The 22775-nt window shown below is 66.3% G+C and carries 19 protein-coding genes and 1 pseudogene; 16 read left to right on the top strand and 4 right to left on the bottom strand.

The features are described 5' to 3' along the window. Nucleotides 1-124: 124 nt before the first annotated feature. On the bottom strand, nt 125-985 hold the full coding sequence (locus tag JHL17_RS01375) for a sulfotransferase (RefSeq protein WP_200190264.1): 861 nt from the start codon (nt 983-985) through the stop codon (nt 125-127). A gap of 9 nt (nt 986-994) precedes the next feature. Here JHL17_RS01375 and JHL17_RS01370 point away from each other — a divergent pair, with 9 nt between their 5' ends. The 10 genes from JHL17_RS01370 (at nt 995) to JHL17_RS01325 (ending at nt 13316) form a co-directional block, all read left to right on the top strand. Next, a complete protein-coding gene (locus JHL17_RS01370) occupies nt 995-1135 on the top strand; it encodes a hypothetical protein (protein WP_200190263.1) in 141 nt (46 codons plus the stop codon). Between the two features lie 691 nt (nt 1136-1826). Further along, entirely contained in the window at nt 1827-2645 is an 819-nt protein-coding gene (locus JHL17_RS01365; RefSeq protein WP_200190262.1) for an ABC transporter permease, read from the top strand. Next, on the top strand, nt 2635-4071 hold the full coding sequence (locus JHL17_RS01360; protein ID WP_200190261.1) for an ABC transporter ATP-binding protein: 1437 nt from the start codon (nt 2635-2637) through the stop codon (nt 4069-4071). The genes JHL17_RS01365 and JHL17_RS01360 overlap by 11 nt, the downstream gene beginning before the upstream one ends. A 386-nt stretch (nt 4072-4457) precedes the next feature. Further along, nucleotides 4458-7709, top strand: a complete 3252-nt coding sequence (locus JHL17_RS01355; RefSeq protein ID WP_200190260.1) for a rhamnan synthesis F family protein — start codon at nt 4458-4460, stop codon at nt 7707-7709. A 4-nt stretch (nt 7710-7713) separates the two neighbouring features. Then, the gene (locus JHL17_RS01350) at nt 7714-8643 is read left to right on the top strand and encodes a glycosyltransferase family 2 protein (RefSeq protein WP_200190259.1); all 930 of its coding nucleotides are present in this window, start codon (nt 7714-7716) and stop codon (nt 8641-8643) included. A gap of 110 nt (nt 8644-8753) precedes the next feature. Next, nucleotides 8754-9305, top strand: a complete 552-nt coding sequence (rfbC, locus tag JHL17_RS01345) for a dTDP-4-dehydrorhamnose 3,5-epimerase (RefSeq protein WP_200190258.1) — start codon at nt 8754-8756, stop codon at nt 9303-9305. Nucleotides 9306-9389: 84 nt separating this feature from the next. Then, a complete protein-coding gene (gene rfbB, locus JHL17_RS01340; RefSeq protein ID WP_200190257.1) occupies nt 9390-10457 on the top strand; it encodes a dTDP-glucose 4,6-dehydratase in 1068 nt (355 codons plus the stop codon). Then, nucleotides 10454-11344: a dTDP-4-dehydrorhamnose reductase gene (gene rfbD / locus JHL17_RS01335; protein ID WP_200190256.1), complete on the top strand. Its 891-nt coding sequence runs from the start codon at nt 10454-10456 to the stop codon at nt 11342-11344. The genes rfbB and rfbD overlap by 4 nt, the downstream gene beginning before the upstream one ends. Before the next feature lie 11 nt (nt 11345-11355). Further along, nucleotides 11356-12219: a glucose-1-phosphate thymidylyltransferase RfbA gene (rfbA, locus tag JHL17_RS01330; RefSeq protein WP_200190255.1), complete on the top strand. Its 864-nt coding sequence runs from the start codon at nt 11356-11358 to the stop codon at nt 12217-12219. Between the two features lie 140 nt (nt 12220-12359). Beyond that, nucleotides 12360-13316: a UDP-glucuronic acid decarboxylase family protein gene (locus JHL17_RS01325; protein WP_200190254.1), complete on the top strand. Its 957-nt coding sequence runs from the start codon at nt 12360-12362 to the stop codon at nt 13314-13316. A gap of 67 nt (nt 13317-13383) precedes the next feature. Here JHL17_RS01325 and galE read toward each other — a convergent pair whose 3' ends face one another. After that, nucleotides 13384-14385: a UDP-glucose 4-epimerase GalE gene (gene galE / locus JHL17_RS01320; protein WP_200190253.1), complete on the bottom strand. Its 1002-nt coding sequence runs from the start codon at nt 14383-14385 to the stop codon at nt 13384-13386. Between the two features lie 210 nt (nt 14386-14595). After that, nucleotides 14596-15780, bottom strand: a complete 1185-nt coding sequence (locus JHL17_RS01315; protein WP_200190252.1) for an acyltransferase family protein — start codon at nt 15778-15780, stop codon at nt 14596-14598. A 452-nt stretch (nt 15781-16232) separates the two neighbouring features. Here JHL17_RS01315 and JHL17_RS01310 point away from each other — a divergent pair, with 452 nt between their 5' ends. The 6 genes and pseudogenes from JHL17_RS01310 to JHL17_RS01290 all read left to right on the top strand — a co-directional run bounded on the left by JHL17_RS01310 (nt 16233) and on the right by JHL17_RS01290 (nt 21270). Then, the gene (locus JHL17_RS01310) at nt 16233-17174 is read left to right on the top strand and encodes a glycosyltransferase family 2 protein (RefSeq protein ID WP_200190251.1); all 942 of its coding nucleotides are present in this window, start codon (nt 16233-16235) and stop codon (nt 17172-17174) included. Then, nucleotides 17171-18115, top strand: a complete 945-nt coding sequence (locus JHL17_RS01305; protein ID WP_200190250.1) for a WxcM-like domain-containing protein — start codon at nt 17171-17173, stop codon at nt 18113-18115. Before JHL17_RS01310 ends, JHL17_RS01305 begins: the two co-directional genes overlap by 4 nt. Beyond that, nucleotides 18039-18743: pseudogene (locus tag JHL17_RS37840) on the top strand (DegT/DnrJ/EryC1/StrS family aminotransferase); the annotation flags it as partial. The gene JHL17_RS01305 and the pseudogene JHL17_RS37840, both read left to right, overlap by 77 nt. Nucleotides 18744-18747: 4 nt before the next feature. Further along, nucleotides 18748-19401 (top strand): DegT/DnrJ/EryC1/StrS family aminotransferase, encoded by a 654-nt coding sequence (locus tag JHL17_RS37835; protein ID WP_425599572.1) that lies wholly within the window; start codon nt 18748-18750, stop codon nt 19399-19401. Between the two features lie 86 nt (nt 19402-19487). Further along, complete coding sequence (locus tag JHL17_RS01295; protein ID WP_200190249.1) at nt 19488-19820, top strand: DMT family transporter; 333 nt, start codon at nt 19488-19490, stop codon at nt 19818-19820. A 40-nt stretch (nt 19821-19860) separates the two neighbouring features. Then, on the top strand, nt 19861-21270 hold the full coding sequence (locus JHL17_RS01290; protein WP_247893247.1) for a DUF6056 family protein: 1410 nt from the start codon (nt 19861-19863) through the stop codon (nt 21268-21270). 14 nt (nt 21271-21284) lie between these two features. Here JHL17_RS01290 and JHL17_RS01285 read toward each other — a convergent pair whose 3' ends face one another. Next, complete coding sequence (locus tag JHL17_RS01285; protein WP_247893246.1) at nt 21285-22760, bottom strand: HlyD family type I secretion periplasmic adaptor subunit; 1476 nt, start codon at nt 22758-22760, stop codon at nt 21285-21287. Between the last annotated feature and the right edge of the window lie 15 nt (nt 22761-22775).

Here is a 22775-nt window from a genome sequence, read left to right as displayed (position 1 = left end):
ATGGGTGAGGCGGGCCGGCGTGGTCAGGATGGCGGGCAAGCGGTCCTCATGACCGGGGACGGGGCCCGTTGCGGGGCCGGGACCGGGAAGATCCCGGGCCGCGGGGCGGGTGTCGAGCAATGGATCAAGCAGCATAGCCGGCCTTCTTCTGCATGTCTCCGGCCACGGCGTCGAACACGGTCCGACGCTTGCGCGACCAGTCGATCGGGCGCTTCGACGGATCGAAGCCTTCGGGTTTCTTGACGGGGGTCCAGCTGACCTCGCCGTCGCGGCGCGAGACGCGGGACGATCCCAGGATGGGAAGTTCGCCGATCCGCTCGAACGGATAGCGCCCCTCGTCCAGATCCAGGAAGCGCATAAGGTCGCGGGCCGCGCCGTCGGGGGCGGCCACCGCGTCCTCGAAGCGGACCAGACGGCAGGCGTCGGCGCTCATCCGGCTCTGCGCCTCCAGCGCCGCCTCGGTGCCGAAGCTCCATTCGCGGCAGACGTCGGCGAAGGTCCGCCCCAGGAAACGCAGCGGCCAGGTGTCGATGGTGGACTGGACCGCACGCTTGCCGTCGCGCAGCACGATCAGGCAGCGCTCCGTCGGGAACAGGTAGGGGAAATAGCGCATCATCCGGGTGTGGGGCGACTTGATCAGGACCGTCTTGTCCGCCGGGAACTCGCTCTCGATGCGGCGCAGGAAGCCGCTCACCATATAGCAGAACATCTCCAGGTCGCGGAACGATTCCCGGTTGCGCTGGTAAAGGCGCAGGAAGCGCCCCTCATAGGCGCGCGCGTCCTCGACCGTGTTCAGGAAGGGAAGCTCGCGGACGCCGTAGGGATTGACCGCCACGTCGGGATGCAGCTCCAGCAGGCTCTGGAGATAGTTGGTGCCGCTGCGCGGCATCACCCCGTGCAGGAAGACGATGCGGGGTGCCGAGCGGGAAACGGCGGCGGCGGTGCCGGAGGCCTCCGCCGCGATCCCGCGAACCGACCGGGCCACCGACCGCAGATGACGGGCATTGTCTTCCGTGAACCAGGGATCGAAGAAGCTCGATCTTTCCGTGCTTGGAAGTCTAAAAAGCCGCTTCCCGACAAAGCCGATCTCTCTCTGAAGTCGATGGGCGGCACCATCGCCGAAATGGTTTCTTAACGACGCGGCATAATGATCGGCTGTCAGCGTCTTTGTATTCCAAAACACAACGGCCTCCTTTTGCGTCACCGCTCCACCGGGCAGCCCAATTTTTCCCGGGCATCGGCAATCGGTGCGTCTTTCCTGCAAATCGGGCAATCGCCACCTCTCAAGGCCAGTTATGGTCCCATCGGATGGGCTTTTTTAGTTCTAATCCGGATCTAACCCCATGGGTGTACAGACATACCGATACCGCCATCAATGGTGCGTCGCATCTCTGGTGGCAGACTCGTGATAATGAATGTCTCTATCTTGATAATAGGAAAATACCTTCTGATTGGTATTTGTACTCTACTGATACGTATAGGGCGCATCACTCCTTCACTGTCTGTGGAATTAGCTCTTATAGTATGAAATTCCCAAATGTTTATTATATAGTTTTCTTTTGTGATAACGAAAATCCTTGGCTGAAGTCACCACTCATCCGATCTTTCGGGTAAACGGGGAAAACCGAAGGTTTGTTCCCCCGACCCTTCTTGTCGGGAAACGCTCTCTCCTCCGGGCCTCCGCCGCTCCCTTCAACCCCTCTCCCCATGGCCTCCAAGCGTCCCGGATGCTTTCGCTTGAACGCCGTGGAGGCGGGGGGTATGGTCGGCCGGCCGCAGACGGGGAATACTTTAAATTGTTTAACTCTCAGTCGGGAAACCCTAAGGTGGCGGGTTTCGGCGCCGGTCCCTTTGCCCTTTTCCAGACCGCCTGGCATCACAGGTCGCTGATCCTGCGGCTGGCCCGGCGGGAGATCGACGCCCGATACCGCGGATCCGTGCTGGGCATCGTCTGGGCGGTGCTGAACCCGATCCTGATGCTGACAGTCTACACCTTCGTCTTCTCGGTGGTGTTCCAGGCACGCTGGGGGGCGACAGGGGGAAGCAACACCGAATTCGCCCTGCTGCTGTTCTCCGGTCTGATCCTGTTCAACGTGCTGGGCGAATGCCTGAACCGGGCGCCCGGCCTGCTGCTGGAGAATGTCAGCTACATCAAGAAGGTGGTCTTCCCGCTGGAGATCCTGCCGCTGGTGTCGCTGGCGGTGGCGCTGTTCAACGCCGGCATCGGCTTCGTCATCCTGGTGGTGTTCCACCTGCTGGTGGCCGGGCTGCCGCCACCGACGGCCCTGCTGCTGCCGCTGGTGCTGGCGCCGCTCTGCCTGACCACGCTGGGGCTGAGCTGGTTCTTCGCCGCCGCCGGCGTGTTCCTGCGCGACCTGCGGCAGGTGGTGACGGTGGGCGTGACCGTGCTGATGTTCCTCAGCCCGATCTTCTATCCGATGACCGCGATCCCCGAGCGCTTCCGCGCCATCCTGCACCTGAACCCGATGACCGCGATCCTGGAGCAGTCGAAGGACCTGCTGTTCTGGGGCCGCGTCCCGTCGCCGGTCGAATGGGGCTTGGCGACGCTGGGCGCCTGGGTGGTGGCGTGGCTCGGCTATCTCTGGTTCATGAAGACCCGCCGGGGGTTCGCCGATGTCGTCTGAGACCGCAACCCCCGCCGCCGCTTCCCCTGCCGCCGACACCCCTGTCGTCATCCGCGCCGAGGGGCTGGGCAAGGCCTACGCCATCTTCAAGCGCCCGCAGGACCGGCTGAAGCAGATGCTGGTGCGCGGCCGGCGCAAATACTACGACGAGTACTGGGCGCTGCGCGGCGTCGATCTGGAGGTCCGCCGCGGCGAGACGGTCGGGCTGATCGGCCGCAACGGCTCGGGCAAGTCGACCTTCCTGCAGCTCCTCTGCGGCACATTGACGCCGACCTCCGGACGCATCGTGGTCGACGGCCGCATCGCCGCGCTGCTGGAGCTGGGCGCCGGCTTCAACCCCGAATTCACCGGGCGCGAGAACGTCTATCTCGCCGCCTCGGTGCTGGGATTGTCGAACGAGCAGATCGCCGAGCGTTACGACTCCATCGCCGAATTCGCTGGCATCGGCGACTTCATCGAACAGCCGGTGAAGCTCTATTCCAGCGGCATGTACGCCCGCCTCGCCTTCGCGGTGGCGGCGCATGTCGACGCCGACATCATGATCGTCGACGAGATCCTGGCGGTCGGCGACGCCTCCTTCACCCAGAAATGCATGCGCTTCATCCACCGCTTCAAGGAGCGCGGCACCCTGTTCTTCGTGTCGCACGACACGGGCCAGGTGGTGAATTTGTGCGACCGGGTGGTCTGGCTGGACAACGGGTCGGTGCGGGCGATCGGCCCGGCCAAGGAAGTCTGCCACGATTACCTCGCCGCTCTGTACAGCGACCAGGACACTTCGCGCGGTTTCCGCATCGGCGGCGCCCGCCAGGCGCTGCCCCAGGCCAAGCGCGAGGAGCCGGTGGAGGATGCCCGCGCCGAGCTGCTGAAAGGCTCGCAGCACCGCAACGCCATCGAAATCTTCGATTTCAATCCCGATGCGCCCTGGTTCGGCGAACGCGGGGCCAGCATCACCAGTGTCCGTCTGCTCGACGGCAGCCACGCTCCGCTCAGCACGCTGGAAGGCGGCGAAGAGATCGTCCTGGAGGTGATCTGCCACACCGAAAAGGAGGTGTTCCAGCCGATCGTCGGCTTCTATGTCCGCGACCGGCTCGGCCAGAACCTGTTCGGCGACAACACCCATCTCACCTATCAGCTCACCCCCCTCCGCATAGCGGCCGGCCAGAATTTCACCGCCCGCTTCCGCTTCCAGATGCCCTATCTGCCGAGCGGCGACTTTTCGATCACCGTCGCTCTCGCCGAAGGCACGCAGAACGACCATGTGCAGCATCACTGGATCGAGGACGCGCTGTTCTTCAAGGTCCATTCCAGCCATGTGGTCCAGGGGCTGGTCGGCATTCCGATGCTGGACATCGCCATCGACGGCGCCGTCGCCGGCAATGGGGCCGGCAATGGTGTGGGCGATGCCAAGCAGGCCGGCCCGGCCTGACCGGCACCGGCGCGGAAGGCCTTCCGCAGCACCGGTTCGCGGCACCGGAGTGGCCGGGGGTCCAGGTTGACAGGGCAGGGGGTTTGACGATAAGCCACAGCTTCTTGTGGTCTCTTGTCATTGCTGTCGGTTGTCGTGCCGCTCGACGGAATGCGTGAGAACTCGGTCGGGACAGGACAGGCCTTCAAGACGCCATGGCGCCACCCAACACAAAGCCGCCCAGCCTGCCGGCTGCGAGGTGCGCCAGCCGGCCGACCGGCCCCGTTTCCAGCCCCCATCCTCCTGACGCCGATGCGGCCCCCCGGGACGGTACCGGCCGGGCGGGGACACGCACCGCGCCATCGTCTCTTCCGTACTCCCAGAACCAGCCGGATATGCCGCCTCAGATGCCCGAGCCCGCCTTCAGCCTCCATCCTGACGCCACACCGATCGAGGGCCGTCCCGAAGACCGCCCCGAGGCGCCCCCCCAGGATCTGCAGGCCCTCTACCGGCCCATCGTGCTGAGCGAACCGAACCGGCTCGTCTTCCCGCCCCCCTGGATCGGGCACATCCCCTTCGCCTTCTGGATCATCGACGCCCTGCGGCCCGCCTCCCTGGTGGAACTCGGCACCCACAGCGGCAACTCCTACTGCGCCTTCCTCCAGGCGATCGCCGCCTGCGGCCTGTCGACCTCCTGCTATGCGGTCGACACCTGGGAAGGCGACCCCCACGCCGGCCTTTACGGCGACGAGGTCTATGACGACCTGCGCGCCCACCATGACGCCAGCTACGCCGGCTTCTCGCGCCTGCTGCGGATGACCTTCGACCAAGCGCTGGAGTATTTCCCGGACGGCGGCATCGACCTGCTGCACATCGACGGCTTGCACACCTACGAGGCGGTCGGCCAGGACTTTCGCAGCTGGCTGCCGAAGATGAGCGGCCGTGGGCTGGTGCTGTTCCACGACATCAATGTGCGCGAGCGCGGCTTCGGCGTCTGGCAGGTCTGGGAGGAGGTGAGTGCCGCCTATCCCTCCTTCGCCTTCCTGCACTCCAACGGCCTGGGCGTGGCCTATGTCGGCAAGCCCGAGGCGATGCCGCCCGCCCTGCGCTGGTTGTTCGAGGTGACTGGCAATCGCGACCGCCAAGCCCTGGTCCGGCGCCATTTCGACCGGCTGGGGCAGGGTCTGGTCGACCGCTTCTGGGCGCAACACCGGCTGAAGCAGATCGGCGACTACACCAGGCATGCCGACGCCCTATCCGCGCAGGTCGCCGACCGCGAGGCGACGATCGACCGGCTGACCGGCTGGGTCGCCGACCGCGACGCCGACATCGGCACGCTGCGGGCCCATGCCGCCGACCGCGACGCCGAGATTGATGCGCTCGCTGCCGACATCAACGCGCTGCAGGCCCAGACCGACCGGCAGCTCCATCTGCTGATGGATGCGCTGGGCGAGCGCGAGCATCAGCTCGCCGCCGCCGAGGAAGAGATCCGGCGCCAGACGGCGCATGCGCGTGCGCTTCAGGACGCGTTGGCCGAGGCGCAGGCGGAGATCGCCCGCCAGACCCACCGGCTGGACGCCATGGAGCGCTCGACCTCCTGGCGGGCGACCGCGGGCCTGCGCTGGGCGAGTACCCGCTCCCGCACCGCCGCCGTCAAGGCACGCTTCATCGTCGGCATCTCCCGGCGCGCCCTGCCGATGCTGCTGGCCCGCCCCGACTGCCGGCGCCAGACCTTGGACGCCCTGCACCGCGAGGGCCTTCGCCCGGCTTGGCGCCGGATCATCCAGCAGGTCCAGGGCGGCCAGACGCCGGTCGCCGTCCCGGCGGCGCTGGAGGCCCCCTCCTTCCCCGAGGTCGCCCGCCCGATCGAGACCGACCACAGCGTCGCCGTGCCGTTCGGCTATCGCCTGCCCCTGGCCGGGGCCGGCGGCACGCCGCCGGCCGTCGCCATCGTCTGCCACCTGTTCCACGAGAACCTGGCGGTGGAGTTCCGCCGCTACTTCCTGAACATCCCGGTCCCGGCCGACCTGTTCCTGTCGACCTCCGACCCCTTCAAGAAGTCGGTGATCGAGAAGGCCTTCGCCGGCTGGGACCGCGGCACGGTCGAGGTCCGCGTCACTCCGAACCGCGGCCGGGACATCGCGCCCAAGCTCCTCGGGTTCCGCGACGTCTACGACCGCTACGACCTGGTCCTGCACCTGCATTCCAAGCAGTCCGACCATGCCTCGGTGCTGGCCAACTGGCGCGGCCAGCTGCTGGAGACCATGCTGGGCTCGCCGGAGATCGTCGAGAGCATCATCGGCGCCTTCGTCCAGCGCCCCGACCTCGGCATGGTCGCCGCCCAGCATTTCGAGCCGGTCCGCCACTGGATCAACTGGGGCAACAACTTCCCCTACGCCGCCAGGCTGATGGTCCGGCTGGGGCTGTCGCTGGAAGAGACCCAGGTGCTGGACTTCCCCTCGGGCTCGATGTTCTGGGCCCGCGCCGCCGCGCTGAAGCCGCTGCTCGACCTCGACTTGTCCTATGAGGACTTCGCCGAGGAGCGCGGCCAGATCGACGGCACGCTCGCCCACGCCATCGAGCGCAGCTATTTCCACGTCTGCGAGAGCGCCGGCTTCGGCTGGCTCAAGATCGCCGTCCCCGCGCTGTACCCCAACACTCCGGCGATCGCGGCGATCGCCGGCCCGGCCGACCTCGACCGCTTCATCGTCGAGCATGGCCTCAAGCTGACCGGCACCGACCTGCCGGCGCCGCGCGCCGTCCATCCGGTGCCGATCGCCCAGCCGGATCCCGCCCTGATCGACCGCCGCAGCGCCGGAGCCCTCGGGCTGGACCGCGCGGTCGCACCGGCCACCGTCGCCGTCGGCATCGTCACCTATAACAACGACGAGGATGCCGTCCGTCGCATCGTCCAGAGCACCCGCATCGCCCTGGCGAAGGCCGGCTGCCCGACCGACGGCCGCATCCTGGTCATCGACAACGGATCGTCGAGCGCGGCGATGACGGCCGGCGACCCGGCCGTCCACCGGCTGGAAACTGCGGGCAACATCGGCTTCGGCGCCGGCCACAACCGCCTGATGGCCGCCGCCTTCGCCTCAGATGCCGACCATTACATCGCCGCCAACCCCGACGGCGCCTTCCACCCGGACGCGATCCTGGCGCTGCTGCGCATGATGCAAGCCCAGCAGGACCGCGCCCTCGTCGAGGCCCTACAGTTCCCGGTCGAGCATCCCAAGCCCTACGACCCCTTTACCTTCGAGACTCCCTGGCTGTCGGGGGCCTGCCTGATGATCCCGCGCCGGGCCTTCGAGGAGCTTGGCGGCTTCGACGAGACCTTCTTCATGTATTGCGAGGACGTGGATCTGTCCTGGCGGGCGCGGGCCGGCGGCTTCGTCCTGCGCAGCTGCCCGACGGCGCTGTTCCTGCACGAGGTGACCAACCGGCCGCGCAATCCGGCCGTCCTCCGCATGATCCACGACTCCGGGGTGCTTCTGGCGCGCAAGTGGGGAGCGCCGCCGGCCTTCCAGAGCTGGGTGACCGGCGAACTGCGCGGCCTCGGCCATCAGCCGCCGGACGCACAGCCGACCCCGGTGCCCGCCGACTGGCGGCGCTACGCCGACTTCTCGCACCATTTCAGCTTCGCAAAGGCGCGCTGGTAAACTCATGCACGGCATGCAAGACGACACCCAACTGCTGGACTGCATCGTCCGCTTCCATGACATCCGCCGTCTGGCGGAGCTGGAGCGCTGCGTCTTCTCCCTGGTCGGTCAGCGCTACCGACCGCTCAACATCGTCCTGGTGCTCCAGCGCTTCAGCCCGGCCGAGGTCGCGGCGACCGAAGCGGGGCTCGCCCCGCTGCTGCAGCTGCCCGGCGCCCCTAGCCTGACGGTGCGGAACTGGAACCAGGACGGGATCGCCGACGCCCGCACCCATCTGCTCAACTGCGGGGTGGAGGCCGCCCGGGGACGTTATCTCGCCTTCCTCGATTACGACGACCTGCTGTTCCCCGAGGCTTACGAGCTGCTGGCGGCGCAGTTGCGCGACCGCGAGGCGGCGATCGCCTTCGCCTCGGTCCAGGTGATGCAGGTCGAGGTGCGCGACCGCTTCTTCCGCACCATCGGGCCGCAGACCCCCACATACCGGGGGCGGGATCTGGGCGATCTGTTCGACCATAATTTCTGTCCGATCCACAGCTATCTGATCGACCGTTCGAAGCTTCCCGCCGATCTCCTGCGCTTCGATCCGACGCTGACGATCGAGGAGGATTACGATCTGCTCCTGCGGATCTGCGCCCAGCATCCTGCGGACTTCTCGCTGATCGGCACGGAGATCGGCTACTACGTCTACAAGACCGACGGCAGCAACACCGTCGGCCAGGCCGGCGGGCTCGATGGCGAGAAGCTGGCGCTCTACGAAACGGTGCAGCGCCGCATCCGCGAGCGCAAGGAGATGACCGCGGTGTCGGTCGCGATCCAGGCGCAGCTCGGCCTGCCGCATCCGCGAAACGGCCTGTCGATCCAGGACCTGCACCGCCAGCTCCGGACCAATGGCCGGATCAGGCAGAAGCTGGGGGAACTCACGGGCGCCCGCTGATCCCCGGCGTCCGCCCTTCTGCCTGTCCCTGCGCCTGCCCTTGCGCACCAATGTTTGCCAAACCGTGCCGCTGGCGTCCGATCCGCCCGGCCGCCAGCCGGAGATGAAGCATGGACGTCGTTTCCCTCGACATTCCCGAGATCAAGATCATCCGCCCGAAGAAGTTCGGTGACCATCGCGGCTTCTTCTCGGAGACCTACACCAAGAAGACCTTCGAGGCGGCCGGGCTGCATTACGACTTCGTGCAGGACAACCACTCGCTGTCGGCCGAGGTCGGCACGGTGCGCGGCCTGCATTTCCAGCTGCCGCCCTTCGCCCAGGACAAGCTGGTGCGGGTGGTGCGCGGCGCCATCCTGGACGTGGCGGTCGACATCCGGAAGGACTCCCCCACCTTCGGCCGCCATGTCAGCGCGGTGATCAGCGCGGCGGAGTGGAACCAGATCCTGGTGCCGGTCGGCTTCGCCCACGGCTTCTGCACGCTGGAGCCCGACACCGAGGTCATCTACAAGGTGACCAACTATTATTCGCCCGAGCATGACCGCGGCCTGCTGTGGAACGACCCGGACCTCGGCATCGACTGGCCGGTACCGGCGGACAAGGCGCGGCTGTCGGACAAGGATCACAAGCATCCGACCCTCGCCCGGCTTGGCGATTTGTTCTGACCGCGCTATGGAGTGGGGACGGTCCCCACGCTACCAGGGCGGACCGCTTTTCGATTTTCGGCATGGTTGGGGCAGGGTGATTTGATGACGCGCATTCTCGTCACCGGCGGCGCCGGTTTCATCGGCTCGGCGGTGGTCCGCCAGCTTCTCGCCGAAACCGACGCCTTCGTCGTCAACGTCGACAAGCTGACCTATGCGGCCAACCTGTCCTCGCTGCCGGGGGCCGAAGGCAATCCGCGCTACGCCTTCGAGCAAGTCGACATCTGCGACGCCGCCGAGCTGAGGCGGGTGTTCGACACCCACCAGCCCGACGCGGTCATGCATCTGGCCGCCGAATCCCACGTCGACCGTTCCATCGACGGGCCGGGCGAGTTCATCCAGACCAACGTGGTCGGCACCTTCCGCCTGCTGGAAGCGGCGCGTGGCTACTGGTCGGCGCTGCCGGCCGAGCGCAAGGAGCGCTTCCGTTTCCACCACATCTCGACCGACGAGGTGTTCGGCACGCTGGGCGATGACGGCTTCTTCACCGAGACCACCGCCTACAGCCCCAACTCGCCCTATTCGGCCAGCAAGGCGTCGAGCGACCATCTGGTGCGCGCCTGGCACGAGACCTATGGGCTGCCGGTGGTGCTGACCAACTGCTCCAACAATTACGGCCCCTACCATTTCCCGGAGAAGCTGATCCCGCTGATGATCCTCAAGGGTCTGGCCGGCGAGAAACTGCCGGTCTACGGCAAGGGCGACAACATCCGCGACTGGCTCTATGTCGAGGACCATGCCCGCGCCCTGCGGCTGGTTCTGGAGAAGGGCCGGGTCGGCGAGAGCTACAACATCGGCGGCCACAACGAGCGCACCAACCTGGAGGTCGTCCAGGCCATCTGCGCGCATCTCGACGAGATGGACCCGGCCGGCGCCCCGCACGACCGCCTGATCAGCTTCGTCACCGACCGCCCCGGCCATGACAAGCGCTATGCCATCGACGCCGGCAAGATCGAGCGCGAGCTGGGCTGGACCCCGCAGGAGACCTTCGAGAGCGGCCTGCGCAAGACCGTCGCCTGGTATCTGGAGAACCGCGACTGGTGGCAGGCCATCCTCAACGGCTCCTACCAGGGCGAACGGCTCGGCCTCAAGGAAGAGGGGGCCGCCCAATGAAGGTCCTCGTCCTCGGCAGCAACGGCCAGCTCGGCTTCGAGCTGATGCGGGCAAACTGGGCGCCGGGCACCGATGTGGTCGGCCTGCCCTATCCCGAGTTCGACGTGACCCGGCCGGGCGACGTGGAAAAGGCGGTCGCCGCCCACGCGCCCGACCTGCTGGTCAACGCCACCGCCCACACCGCCGTCGACAAGGCCGAGAGCGAGGTCGACCTGTCCTTCGCCGTCAACCGCGACGGGCCGGGCGCCATGGCGGCGGCCTGCGCCGCGCGCGGCATCCCCTTCATCCATGTCTCGACCGACTATGTGTTCGACGGGACGAAGGACGGCATCTACACCGAGGACGACCCGATCAACCCGCTGGGCGTCTATGGCGCCAGCAAGGCGGCGGGCGAGGAGGCGGTGCGCGCGGCGACGCCTGAACACGTCATCCTGCGCACCTCCTGGGTCTACAGCGCCTACGGCAACAACTTCGTCAAGACGATGCTGCGCTTGGGCCCGGAGCGCGAGGAGATGCGGGTGGTCTCCGACCAGCACGGCTCCCCCACCGCCGCCGCCGACCTCGCCGCCGCCATCGTGCAGATCGCCGGGACGATTGAAAAGACCGGCGCCGCCGCCTGGGGCACCTACCACCTGACCGGCAGCGGCTACACCACCTGGCATGATTTCGCCGAGCATATCTTCCGGCGGCTGGAAGAGCGCACCGGCAAGCGGCCGCGCCTGACCGCCATCGGCACCGCCGACTATCCGACCCCGGCGCGCCGCCCGGCCAATTCGCGGCTGGACTGCAGCCGCGCCAAGCAGATGCTCGGCGTCTCCTGCCCGCCGTGGCAGGAAAGCCTGGACCGCGTGATCGACGAGCTGTTCACCAACCCGCCGCAGGCGTGAGGACGAAGACCATGAAGGGCATCATCCTGGCCGGCGGGTCCGGCACCCGGCTCTACCCGGTAACGCGGGCGATCAGCAAGCAGTTGCTGCCGATCTACGACAAGCCGATGATCTATTTCCCGCTCAGCACCCTGATGCTGGCGGGCATCCGCGACATCCTGGTCATCACCACGCCGCACGACCAGCCGCTGTTCCAGACGGTGCTGGGCGACGGATCGCAGTGGGGCCTGAACCTGACCTACGCCATCCAGCCCTCGCCCGACGGGCTGGCCCAGGCCTTCATCATCGGCCGCGCCTTCGTCGGCAACGATCCTTGCGCGCTCGTTCTCGGCGACAACATCTTCTACGGCCACGGCCTGACCAACATCCTGCGCGCCGCCGGCGAGAAGGCGGATGGCGCCAGCGTCTTCGCCTATGCCGTGCGCGACCCCGAACGTTACGGCGTGGTGGAATTCGACGGCCAGGGCCGGGCGCTGAGCATTGAGGAGAAGCCGGTCCAGCCGCGCTCCAAATGGGCGGTGACCGGCCTCTATTTCTACGACAACGACGTACTGGACATCGCCGCGGCCGTGAAGCCGTCGGCCAGGGGCGAGCTGGAGATCACCTCGGTCAACGCCGCCTATCTGGATCAGGGCCGGTTGTCGGTCGAGCAGATGGGCCGTGGCTATGGCTGGTTCGACACCGGCACCCATGACAGCCTGCTGGAAGCGGCGGAGTTCGTCCGCACCATCCAGCATCGCCAGGGCCTGCAGATCGCCTGCCCGGAGGAGATCGCCTACACCTCCGGCTGGATCGACGCCGAGCAGGTGGGCCGACTGGCCGAACCGCTGAAGAAGAACGACTACGGGCGCTACCTGCTCGGACTGCTAGGCTAAAGACCAAGGGCTGAAGACAAAGGGCCGAAGACAGAGGATCGGGCGGCCCTCCTGCCGCGTTGCCCTTTGTGGCTGCCGGGGCCGCCCGTCGACGGCCGCCGGACGCTGCCGATGCCAACAACCAAGACAGGAAGACAACCTTGCCGGCCCTCACCAACCGAAAGCGTGTCCTCGTCACCGGCGGCGCCGGCTTCCTGGGGTCCCATCTGTGCGAACGGCTGCTGGCGGCTGGGAACGACGTGCTGTGCGTCGATAACTTCTTCACCGGCAGCCGCGACAACGTCCTGCACCTGCTGGACGCCCCGCATTTCGAACTGATGCGCCACGACGTGACGTTTCCGCTCTATGTCGAGGTCGACGAGATCTACAACCTGGCCTGCCCGGCCTCGCCGGTCCATTACCAGCACGACCCCGTCCAGACCACCAAGACCAGCGTGCACGGCGCCATCAACATGCTGGGGTTGGCCAAGCGGGTCGATGCCAGGATCATGCAGGCCTCGACCTCGGAGGTCTACGGCGACCCGGCGGTGCATCCGCAGCCCGAGGAATACTGGGGCAACGTGAACACCATCGGCCCGCGCGCCTGCTACGACGAGGGCAAGCGCTGCGCCGAGACGCTGTTCTTCGACTATCACCGCCAGCACAAGCTGGACATCAAGGTCATCCGCATCTTCAACACCTACGGCCCGCGCATGCATCCCAACGACGGGCGTGTGGTATCGAACTTCATCATCCAGGCGCTGAAGGGCGAGCCGATCACCATCTACGGCGATGGACAACAGACGCGCTCCTTCTGCTATGTCGACGACCTGATCGAAGGCTTCCTGCGCTTCATGGACACGCCGGCCGGCATCACCGGCCCGATCAACCTGGGCAATCCCGGCGAGTTCACCATGCTGGAGTTGGCGGAAAAGGTCGTCCGCCTGACCCGCTCGGCTTCGACGATCGAGCACAAGCCGCTGCCGCAGGACGATCCCAAGCAGCGCCGGCCCGACATCGCCAAGGCGCGCGCACTGATGGACTGGGAACCGGCCGTGCCGCTGGACGAAGGGCTGGAGCGCACCATCGCCTATTTCCGCGGCCGCTTCTTCGCCTGACGGAAACCGTCCGTGAAAAAGGGCGCCGGCCTTTTGGACCGGCGCCCTTTTTCTTGGCCCAGCGACCTCAGCCCTGGCGGACCAGCCGCTCTTCCCAGGCGAGCGCCGAGGCGACGATGGTCTCCAGCTCGGCGTGGCGCGGGGTCCAGTCGAGCGTGCGGCCGATCCGCTCCACCCCCGCCACCAGGGCCGGGGGATCGCCGGCGCGGCGCGGGCCGATGCGCATGGGCAGCGGCTTGCCGGTGACCCGCTCCACCATCGCCAGCACCTCGCGCACCGAATAGCCGCGGCCGTAGCCGCAATTCAGCACCTCCGAGGCGCCGCCCGCCTCCAAATGGCGAAGCGCCGCGACATGGGCGTCGGCGAGATCGCTGACATGGATATAGTCGCGCACGCAGGTGCCATCGGCCGTGTCGTAGTCGTCACCGTAGATCTGCAGCTCCGCTCGCTGGCCGGTGACGGTCTGGGCGGCGATCTTGATCAGGTGGGTGGCGACCTTCGAAACCTGGCCGGACCGACCCTGCGGGTCGGCTCCGGCGACGTTGAAATAGCGCAGCGCCACATAACGCAGATCATGCGCCGCCGCGCTGTCGCGCAGCATCCACTCCGTCATCAGCTTGGAGGAGCCGTAGGGGTTGATCGGCTTGGTCGGTGTCTGTTCGTCGATCGGCAGCCGGTCGGGCATGCCGTAGACGGCGGCGGTGGAGGAGAAGATGAAACGGCCGATCCCGGCCTCGACGCAGGCCTCGATCAGGGCGTGGCTCTTGACCGTGTTGTTGCGGTAGTAGGCGAGGGGCCGCTCCACCGATTCCGGGACGACGATGCTGCCGGCGAAATGCAAGACAGTGCCGATGCCGTGGCGGGCGAAGGTCTCGGCCAGCAGCGCCTTGTCGCCGACGTCGCCCTCGACCAGGGCCGTGCCGTCCGGGATCGCCGAGCGCCGGCCGGTGGACAGATCGTCCAGCACCACGACGGCCCGCCCCTGGTCGCGCAGCGCCAGCACCACATGGGAGCCGATATAGCCGGCGCCGCCGGTCACCAATACGGTCTCGTTCTCGCTCGTGGTCATGGTCCGCTCGTCGTCGTTGGCACGCATCCCCTTGAAAGTAGCGTGTCCAAAGCTCCCGGCATCTGGTTTTCCGGCTTAGAACAAGGACTTCCGGAGAGGTCGGAGAGGATGCCGGCTTCCGCCGCGTTACCACCTTGTGAACAGCCTCGCTGTACCGTGCCGGACAGGCCGGCGGCACCGGCCAGGTCCGAATGGACGCCATGAGCGCATTCACATGGAGCGCTTCCTGGAAGGCGTCAAATCCTCCTCGACGGAAACGACAGCCGATGCTGCCTGCCTCTGGGAACAGAGCCTGGACAGCCACCGATATGCCCCCTGTCCGGCTCGGACGGCCGGACGTTCGAACCAGTAATAACTAAGCCCAGACACCACCGCGGTGACCGCTAGCACAGTGACCGTGTACAGAAAGCTGCCGCTGCTGGTCCCCTTGAGAGTCCAGGAGGAAACGATCAGCACCAGGATCGGGTAATGCCACAGGTAGATCGAGTAGGACGCATCACCGATGGTGTTCATCGATTTCGGGACGCGCAGCTTCCCGTCACGTTCCTTCGTCACAATGCCATACAGCAGGAGCGCACAGGGAGCCGCGAAGAGGATGGCCCTATAGGGAGCCATCGAGGGGCCGTCCAGCAAGACCAGCGAGTAGCCGGCAACGATCCATGCGGCGCCCACCATCAGGCTGAGCGTGGCCCCCCCCTGCTTTCCCTTGACGATCAGGAGACCGGCGGCGGCGCCCAGCACGAACTCGATCATGAAGGGCATCGTCCAGAAGGTCGTGGGGATCCACCCCATTAAGGCAGCGAGAACAGCTGCCGTCTGGAGGGCCATCCAGCCCATGAAGAGCCACTCCATGTGCCAGCGGTCGATCAGCAGGAGGAGCGCCACGACCAGATAGAACCGCACCTCGAAAATGAGTGTCCAAGCAACGGGATGCGCCAGCCCGGGTCCATCGATCAGGGTCGCGATGCCAAGGAGGTTGCCGACTTCGGGAGCCCAGGCCCCCTGGACCCGGAAGAAAACGGTGGCCGTAACGGCGAGTGTGAGAAGGTATAGAGGGTAGACCCGGAAGATCCTCCGGAACGCGAAGTCGGCTGCCTCCCCGATGGCCGTGGAGTGCTTCGGCCGGCTGGTCACCATGACCATGATGGCCCCGCTGATGACGAAGAACAAATCCACGCCGGCAACTGCCAGAGGCTCCATGGCCTTGGCAAATCCGACCCACAGCCAGTCGGACGACAGACCGCCCGCGTTGACCAGGATATGGGAAAGAACGACCCACGAGGAGGCAATCCCTCGTAGAGCTTGGATCGAGCGACTAAACGGCGAGGACACACCAACCTCCAGAATTCGCCACAACTCTACAGATAACTTGCATTGCCAAATGGTAGCAATCATAACCTGTCCATTTATAGAAATATTCTTATAAGAATTAGGGGTTGCCCCTGCGACACGATGACCAAGCGATCCGAGAGCCAGCGGCCACCTCTTTCTGCTCCCAAGCCGCTCCAGACCATGCTCATCAACCGATGGCAGAGAGACACTGTGGCCGGCCACAGGACCATTCTTGTGAAACTGATGGGGAAGCGCTGAGCCTGACATTTGCATGAGCGGGCGGCCCGGATTCGTTGCGCGGCGTCCCCCAAGACAGCTTGGCGGTATACCCGCCGAAAAGCACATAAACCCCTTGGCCGTCATGCCGAAGGAGTATGAACGCCCGCTCCGGAAGCAGTTACGGATGTACTTCGAACCTTTTGCATGTTACAAGCCTGTGCGGGCTCTAAACGCTGGCATTGGCAATGCTCCACAAAAGGAGCGCAGAAAAAGATTGTTAGTGACTGGATTGTAGCATGTATTCATTGATAATTCCAGTTTACAATAATGAAAAAACAATTCAAGAACTTGTTGACGCCATTACGAACCTGAACAGGGATTTGGATGGGCTGCTCGAAGCTATCTTTGTGGTCGATGGCAGCCCGGACAACTCTTATCGGGAATTGTCGACCCGTCTGGCCAATGCCCCGTTCCCGGCGATACTCATCAATCACTCCCGTAATTTCGGCTCCTTTGCAGCGATCCGCACCGGGCTGAAGGCTGCGCAGGGCTCGTTCTTTGCGGTCATGGCGGCCGACCTCCAGGAACCGCCAGACCTTGTGCGCGAAATGTTCGCCACCCTGCGTCGGGACAATGCGGACGTCACGCTCGGTGTGCGCGCCTCACGCGACGATCCGGCGCTCAGCCAAGCCCTGTCCCGCCTGTTCTGGGCGACCTACTGCCGCTTCATCCAGCCCGAGATGCCGCGCGGCGGGGTCGACATGTTCGGATGCAACCAGAAGGTCCGCGACTGCCTGCTGTCTCTGGAGGAATCCAACAGCACGCTGGTCGGGCTTCTGCTCTGGATCGGTTTCCGTCGCCAAGAAATTCCCTATCACAGGCTTCCGCGCAAGGAAGGCAAGAGCGGTTGGACCTTCCGGCGCAAGTTCCGCTATATGACCGACAGCATGTTCGCCTTCTCGAACCTACCGATCATCACGCTGAACATCGTCGGCCTTTTGGGCGTCATAACGTCATTTGTGATAGGAACGGCCATTTTCCTGTTCTGGAGTCTTGGCTGGATCCAGATTTCCGGCTACACCCCGATCATGCTCAGCATCATGTTCTTCGGGGCCTTGAATATTTTCGGCTTAGGTCTGCTCGGCTCCTACATCTGGCGAGCCTTCGAGAACACCAAGCACCGACCGAACTGCATCGAGATGTCGCGCGAACGCTTTTCAGGTGGAACCCCGCAATGAGTGTCTTCATCCATCCTCAAGGCTTGTGTGAATCCGACGACATCGGGGCCGGCAGCCGCGTCTGGGCGTTCGCGCATGTGCTGCCGGGAGCCCGGATCGGGCGCGACTGCAACATCTGCGATCATGTCTTCGTCGAAAACGACGTGATCGTGGGCGACCGCGTAACGGTTAAGTGCGGCGTGCAACTGTGGGACGGCGTGCGCCTGGAGGATGACGTCTTCGTCGGACCCAACGTCACCTTCACCAACGATCCGTTCCCGCGCAGCAAGAGCTATCCCGAGAAGTTCGCCCAGACCGTGGTGGCCCGCGGCGCCTCGATCGGTGCCAACGCCACCATCCTGCCGGGCGTGCGCATCGGTGCCAACGCCATGGTCGGGGCCGGTGCGGTGGTCACGCGCGACGTGCCGGCCAACGCCGTCATCGCCGGCAACCCGGCCCGCATCATCAATTACGCGGATGCCGTGCAGGATGCTCCCGCTCCCTTGACCCCCGCTCTGCAGACCGGGGTGCGGGACTGCTCCGTGCCGGGTGTCACGATCCACACCCTGCCGCTGGTCGGCGACATGCGCGGCAATCTGACGGTGGGCGAGGTCGGGCAGCATGTGCCCTTCACGCCCAATCGCTTCTTCATGGTCTTCGACGTCCCCGGAAGCAACGTCCGCGGGCAGCATGCCCACAGAATCTGCCACCAGTTCCTGATTTGCCCGCATGGGTCCTGTTCCGTCATGGTCGATGACGGCCACCGGCGCGAGGAAATCCGTCTCGACGCTCCCAACATCGCGGTCTACATGCCGCCGATGATCTGGGGCGTCCAGTACAAATATTCGTCCGACGCCGTCCTGCTGGTCTTCGCCTCCGATCACTATGATGCGGACGACTACATCCGGGACTACGATGCCTTCCTGGCTGCCTTGGATCGCCCGCCGTCACGGTCCCGCTGACAGCAGCCCCGTCCTGACAGCCGCAATCTTCTCCGGACAGGCCTGCCGACAAGCGACCGCCGGTTCCATCCTGCCACAGGCGCCCTTGTGCAACGGCACGGTGCGCCTGTCCAGGGCACGCTCCACCAAGAAGGGTTTGCGTCCTCCCATGTCCAGCACCACCATCCCGCAGACTGACCCCAAGGCCGCCTATCTGGCCCAGCGCGCCGCCATCGATCAGGCGATCGCCCGCGTGCTCGAGAGCGGATGGTACATCCTGGGACGCGAGGTTGCCGCCTTCGAACAGGAGTTCGCCGCCTTCCACAGTGTCGGCCACGGCATCGGCGTGGCCAACGGCACCGACGCCCTCGTGCTCGGCCTGCGTGCATTGGGGGTCGGACCCGGCGATGCGGTGGTCACCGTCTCGCACACCGCCGTCGCCACGGTGGCCGCCATCGAACTGGCCGGCGCCCGCCCGGTGCTCGTGGATACCGACGAGTTCTACGGCATGGATCCCGACCAGCTCGATGCGGTGCTGGCCGGCCGTCTGGCGGCGGGAGCCAGCCTGGTGGAGCCGATCAAGGCCGTCATTCCGGTGCATCTGTACGGCCAGCCTGTCGCCCTCGACCGCATCATGGCCATTGCCGGGCAGCATGGCGTCGCGGTGCTGGAGGATTGCTCGCAGGCCCATGGCGCCACCTTCGGCGGNGGCTCCCCCCGCCGCCTTCAGCCTCTACCCCACCAAGAACCTCGGCGCGATCGGGGATGGCGGCGCCCTGATCACCGGCGACGACGCCCTGGCCGAGCGGCTGCGCCATCTGCGCGAGTATGGCTGGAAGGAGCGCTACATCAGCCATCTGGCCGGGCACAACAGCCGCCTCGACGAGCTGCAGGCGGCGATCCTGCGGGTCAAGCTCGAGCGGCTCGCCGCCGACAACGCCCGCCGCCAAGCCATCGCCGCCGCCTACGACCGCGGACTGGAGGGGCTGCCCCTCGACCTGCCGCGCCGACGCCCGGGCAGCGCCAGCACGTTCCATCAGTACGTCATCGAAACGCCCCATCGCGACGCCTTGCGCGAGGCGTTGCGCGTGCGGGGGGTGATGACGAACATCCATTATCCCCAGCCCGTCCATCAGCAGCCGGCCTATGCCGGCCGCGTTCCGCTCGGCCCGGCCGGCATGCCGCGCACCGAGGCCGCCGCCGGCCGGGTCCTCAGCCTGCCGATGTTCCCGCAACTCGACGACAAGCGCGTCGACACCGTCATCGCCATGGTGCGCGAAGCCATGGCCGATCTGGCGGCAGGCTGAGCCCGGCGCCGGCCACCTCTCTACGATCCCCCTTTGGCCGCCCTCCCCAGCGGCGGCGACGCGACATCAGGATGAGGAAATCCGCGATGGTATATTACGTGTGCCTCGGCATCTCCATCCTGCTGGGCGTGGGCGGCCAGATCCTGCTCAAGCAGGGCGCCATAGACGGACAGACCTTCGTCGCGCAAATGCTGCGCCCGCACACCGTCGGCGGCTTGGCGCTGTATGTGGTCTCCGCCCTTCTCTACCTGGTGGCCTTGCGCCGGCTGCCGGTGTCGGTGGCCTTCCCCAGCGTGTCGCTGTCCTATGTCGCCGTCGCCGTGCTCGGCAATCTGGCTTTCCATGAACCCCTCGGCCTCCCGCAGTTGGGGGGCATCGCACTGATCGTCGGCGGGGTCGTTCTGCTGGCCTGGACGTGATTCCTGCTTTTCCCCCGCCAATGCATGGTTGATAAAAACAATGTCTCACCAGAAAATCCAACATGCATCCACCCTTCTACTGGCTTATATCGGCGGTATATTTCTGCTGACATCCTTCTACACGTTCTTGCAGGGGGATGATTTCTGCACATTCGGACGCCTATTCTATCTGCACAACAGCAACCCATTTACGGAAACGGCATTCCTTTACAATGAATGGACCGGCCGCTACACGTCGAGCTTTCTGATCGCCCTGCCGGGATCGGTCTCCCGCATCGTTCCCTTCGACATCCTGACCGTCTACCGGCTGTTCGTCTTTGCCTATCTGCTGTCGGTCTTCGCCGCCTTTTATGCCTTCAGCCGGATCCTGACCGACAACACGGGCTTGCGCCTGCTGCTCTCGCTGCTCGTCACCGATCTTTGCCTGCTGCTGATGCCCGACAAGGCGATGGGCATCTACTGGGTCACCGGCTCGGCCGTGTATTGCATCGCCATCAGCGCCTTCCTGCTCCTGGCAGTCCGGATCCACGACGAGTACACCACGCGGCTCGAGGCCCGCTGGCCCACGGCATCGACGATGCTGCTGCTGTTCGCGGTGATCGGCTTCAACGAGCTGCTCGCGATCAGTGCCGGCATGCTGTTGGGCCTGTACACGCTTGCCCATGGACGCCATGGCTGGAACCGCAAGGCCGTGCTGCTGATGGCGGCCTGGGCGGTGTTCATGGCGGTGACCGTGCTGGCTCCCGGCAATTTCTTTCGCGACGGCGGCCTGACCACCGAACGCCACAAGATCGGCCCCGCCACCGACATGCTGATCGCCGCTCTGCGGCATTACTGGTCAAGCGCCATGCGTCCGACCGTTCCGGCCCTGCTGCTGGCCCTGGCCAGCGGCGTGCTGATCGGCATGGGCGCCCGCAAGCATCTGAAGCTGGAGGCTTGGCGGGCCTGGGGGCCGATGGCGGCCTGCCTGCTGCTCAGCTTCCCCATCCAGCTGTTCATCTATTCGTTCCTTGCCGGCGAACCGGCCCCCGGGCGGGTCATCGACCAGTCGGGCAGCCTGCTGTGGCTGGGGGTGATCCTCTTGTCGCTGGCGGTGGGATGGCATCTGCCGGTTGCGCGTCATGGGCAGGGATGGCCAGCCGCCGCAGCCCCTTATGCCGTTCTCGCCGCCGGCCTCGCCCAGCTTCTCCACCCTGAGTTCCTCAGCCTCAATCAGGATCTGCGCAGCTTCGCGCCCGGCTACGGCATCGAGCAGACGGCGCGTATCCAAGCCATAAACCAAGCTCTGGCCGCCGGGCAGAAGACGCTGTCGGTCAACCAGTTCACCCTGGAACCGGCCCGCTGGCTCTACATCGGCGACATCACCCCGGATCCCAAATACTGGCTGAACGCCTGCGTCGCCACCTACTACCGGCTCGAGCAGATCAGCCTGAAGCCCGCAGGCCAATAAGCGGGCCACAGACCTCACGGCTCGCGGATGCCCTCGTCGAGCACGCGGATGACCGGGTAGAGGAAGTAGGACAGCACCGAGCGGGTGCCGACGCGGATCTCCGCCGAGGCGACCATGCCGGGGCTGAGATTCGTTCCCTGCGGCACCTCCTCCAGCCTGGTGTCGGTCAGGCGGATGCGCGCGCGGAAGACGGCGCCCGCCGCGGGCCGGGAAGCGTCGGGGTTGACGGCCGCCTGGGCTCCACCCTGGGCGTCGTGGGTGAAGGCGTCGGCGCTGATGGTGCGGATTTCGCCGGGCAGGGTGCCGTGGCGCTGGAAGGGGAAGGCGTCCAGCTTCACCCGCACGACATCGCCGACCCGGACCAAGCCGATGTCGCGGGACGGGATCTCCGCCTCCACCTCCAGCGGCACGTCGGCGGGGACCAGGGTGACCAGCGGCTCGGCTTCCTTGACGACCGACCCGACCGAGCGCTTGGCGACCTCCAGGACCACCGCGTCGACCGGGGCGGTCAGGGTGACCAGCGAGCGACGGCGCTCCGCCTTGGCGATCTGCTCCACCAGGGTGGCCCGCTGGCGGGTCTGCTCCACCAGCTCCTCCGCCGTCTTGCGCCGCCATTCGTCGATGAAGGCGGCGCGGTCGGCCTGGACGCCGCGCAGCTCGTGCGCGCTCGCCTGCTCACGGTCCTGCAAGGCCACGAGGTCGTCGCGCATGCGCAGCCGCTCGATCCGCGCCTCCAGCCAGGTCAGGCGGGAACCGGTCTGGCGTTCCTGAAGCTGGCGGCGGATCTCCTCCACCTCGCCGACCACGGCGAGCCGCTCGGCAAGGCCGGCCTGGGCGCGGCGGCCGGCGGCGATGGCGCTGTCCAGTTGCCCCGCCTTCTCGTCGAGCGAGGCGAGGCGGGAGCGGTATTCGGCGCGGCGACGCTCCAGGATGGCGGCCTGAACCGCGGCATCGGGGGTGTCGGCGGGGGTGTAGTCGCCGCCGTCCAGCTCGGCCCGCAACCGGCCGGTCTGGGCCTCGACGCTGGCGAGCTTGGCGGTCAGGTCGGCCAGATCCGCCGCGGCGAAGGTGGGATCGAGCGTCGCCAGACGGTCGCCGGCCCGGACGCGGTCGCCGACCTGGACGTCGACGCCGCGCACCACCGCCGTCTCCAGCGGCTGGGCCACCACCAGCGGGGCGGTGGTCACCAGCCGGCCGCCGGCGGTGACGATGCGGTCGACCTGGGCGAAGCCGGCCCATAGAATCAGCGCTACCAGAAGCCCGGCCAGCACATAGAGGGTGGAGCGTGCCAACCAGGGCAGCGGCGCATGCTCGATGGCCGCCCCATCCGGCAGGTAATCGAGCGCGAAGCCCGGCGGCGGTGCCGACGGTGCCGTCAGGACGGCGCGGCGCCGCGCAGGAGCGGGGGGAGGGGAGGGGGCGGCCTTGGCCGGGACGACCTCGCGGCCGGTCGCGGCCGGCACGGCGTCCTGGCCGTCGATTCCGGGCATCCCTGCTTCGGATAT

Origin of the sequence: Azospirillum endophyticum (assembly GCF_016595245.1) — a bacterium.
Taxonomy (GTDB): Bacteria; Pseudomonadota; Alphaproteobacteria; order Azospirillales; family Azospirillaceae; genus Azospirillum; species Azospirillum endophyticum.
This window is presented reverse-complemented; position numbering and strand designations above follow the sequence as displayed.

Excerpts from the sequence above, each read along its gene's own strand:
- JHL17_RS01370 (WP_200190263.1), top strand. The coding sequence starts at position 995 with ATGACGGGCATTGTCTTCCGTGAACCAGGGATCGAAGAAGCTCGATCT.
- JHL17_RS01360 (WP_200190261.1), top strand. The coding sequence starts at position 2,635 with ATGTCGTCTGAGACCGCAACCCCCGCCGCCGCTTCCCCTGCCGCCGAC.
- JHL17_RS01355 (WP_200190260.1), top strand. The coding sequence starts at position 4,458 with ATGCCCGAGCCCGCCTTCAGCCTCCATCCTGACGCCACACCGATCGAG.
- JHL17_RS01350 (WP_200190259.1), top strand. The coding sequence starts at position 7,714 with ATGCACGGCATGCAAGACGACACCCAACTGCTGGACTGCATCGTCCGC.
- rfbC (WP_200190258.1), top strand. The coding sequence starts at position 8,754 with ATGGACGTCGTTTCCCTCGACATTCCCGAGATCAAGATCATCCGCCCG.
- rfbB (WP_200190257.1), top strand. The coding sequence starts at position 9,390 with ATGACGCGCATTCTCGTCACCGGCGGCGCCGGTTTCATCGGCTCGGCG.
- rfbD (WP_200190256.1), top strand. The coding sequence starts at position 10,454 with ATGAAGGTCCTCGTCCTCGGCAGCAACGGCCAGCTCGGCTTCGAGCTG.
- rfbA (WP_200190255.1), top strand. The coding sequence starts at position 11,356 with ATGAAGGGCATCATCCTGGCCGGCGGGTCCGGCACCCGGCTCTACCCG.
- galE (WP_200190253.1), bottom strand. The coding sequence starts at position 14,385 with ATGACCACGAGCGAGAACGAGACCGTATTGGTGACCGGCGGCGCCGGC.
- JHL17_RS01315 (WP_200190252.1), bottom strand. The coding sequence starts at position 15,780 with ATGATTGCTACCATTTGGCAATGCAAGTTATCTGTAGAGTTGTGGCGA.
- JHL17_RS01310 (WP_200190251.1), top strand. The coding sequence starts at position 16,233 with ATGTATTCATTGATAATTCCAGTTTACAATAATGAAAAAACAATTCAA.
- JHL17_RS01305 (WP_200190250.1), top strand. The coding sequence starts at position 17,171 with ATGAGTGTCTTCATCCATCCTCAAGGCTTGTGTGAATCCGACGACATC.
- JHL17_RS01295 (WP_200190249.1), top strand. The coding sequence starts at position 19,488 with ATGGTATATTACGTGTGCCTCGGCATCTCCATCCTGCTGGGCGTGGGC.
- JHL17_RS01290 (WP_247893247.1), top strand. The coding sequence starts at position 19,861 with ATGTCTCACCAGAAAATCCAACATGCATCCACCCTTCTACTGGCTTAT.
- JHL17_RS01285 (WP_247893246.1), bottom strand. The coding sequence starts at position 22,760 with ATGCCCGGAATCGACGGCCAGGACGCCGTGCCGGCCGCGACCGGCCGC.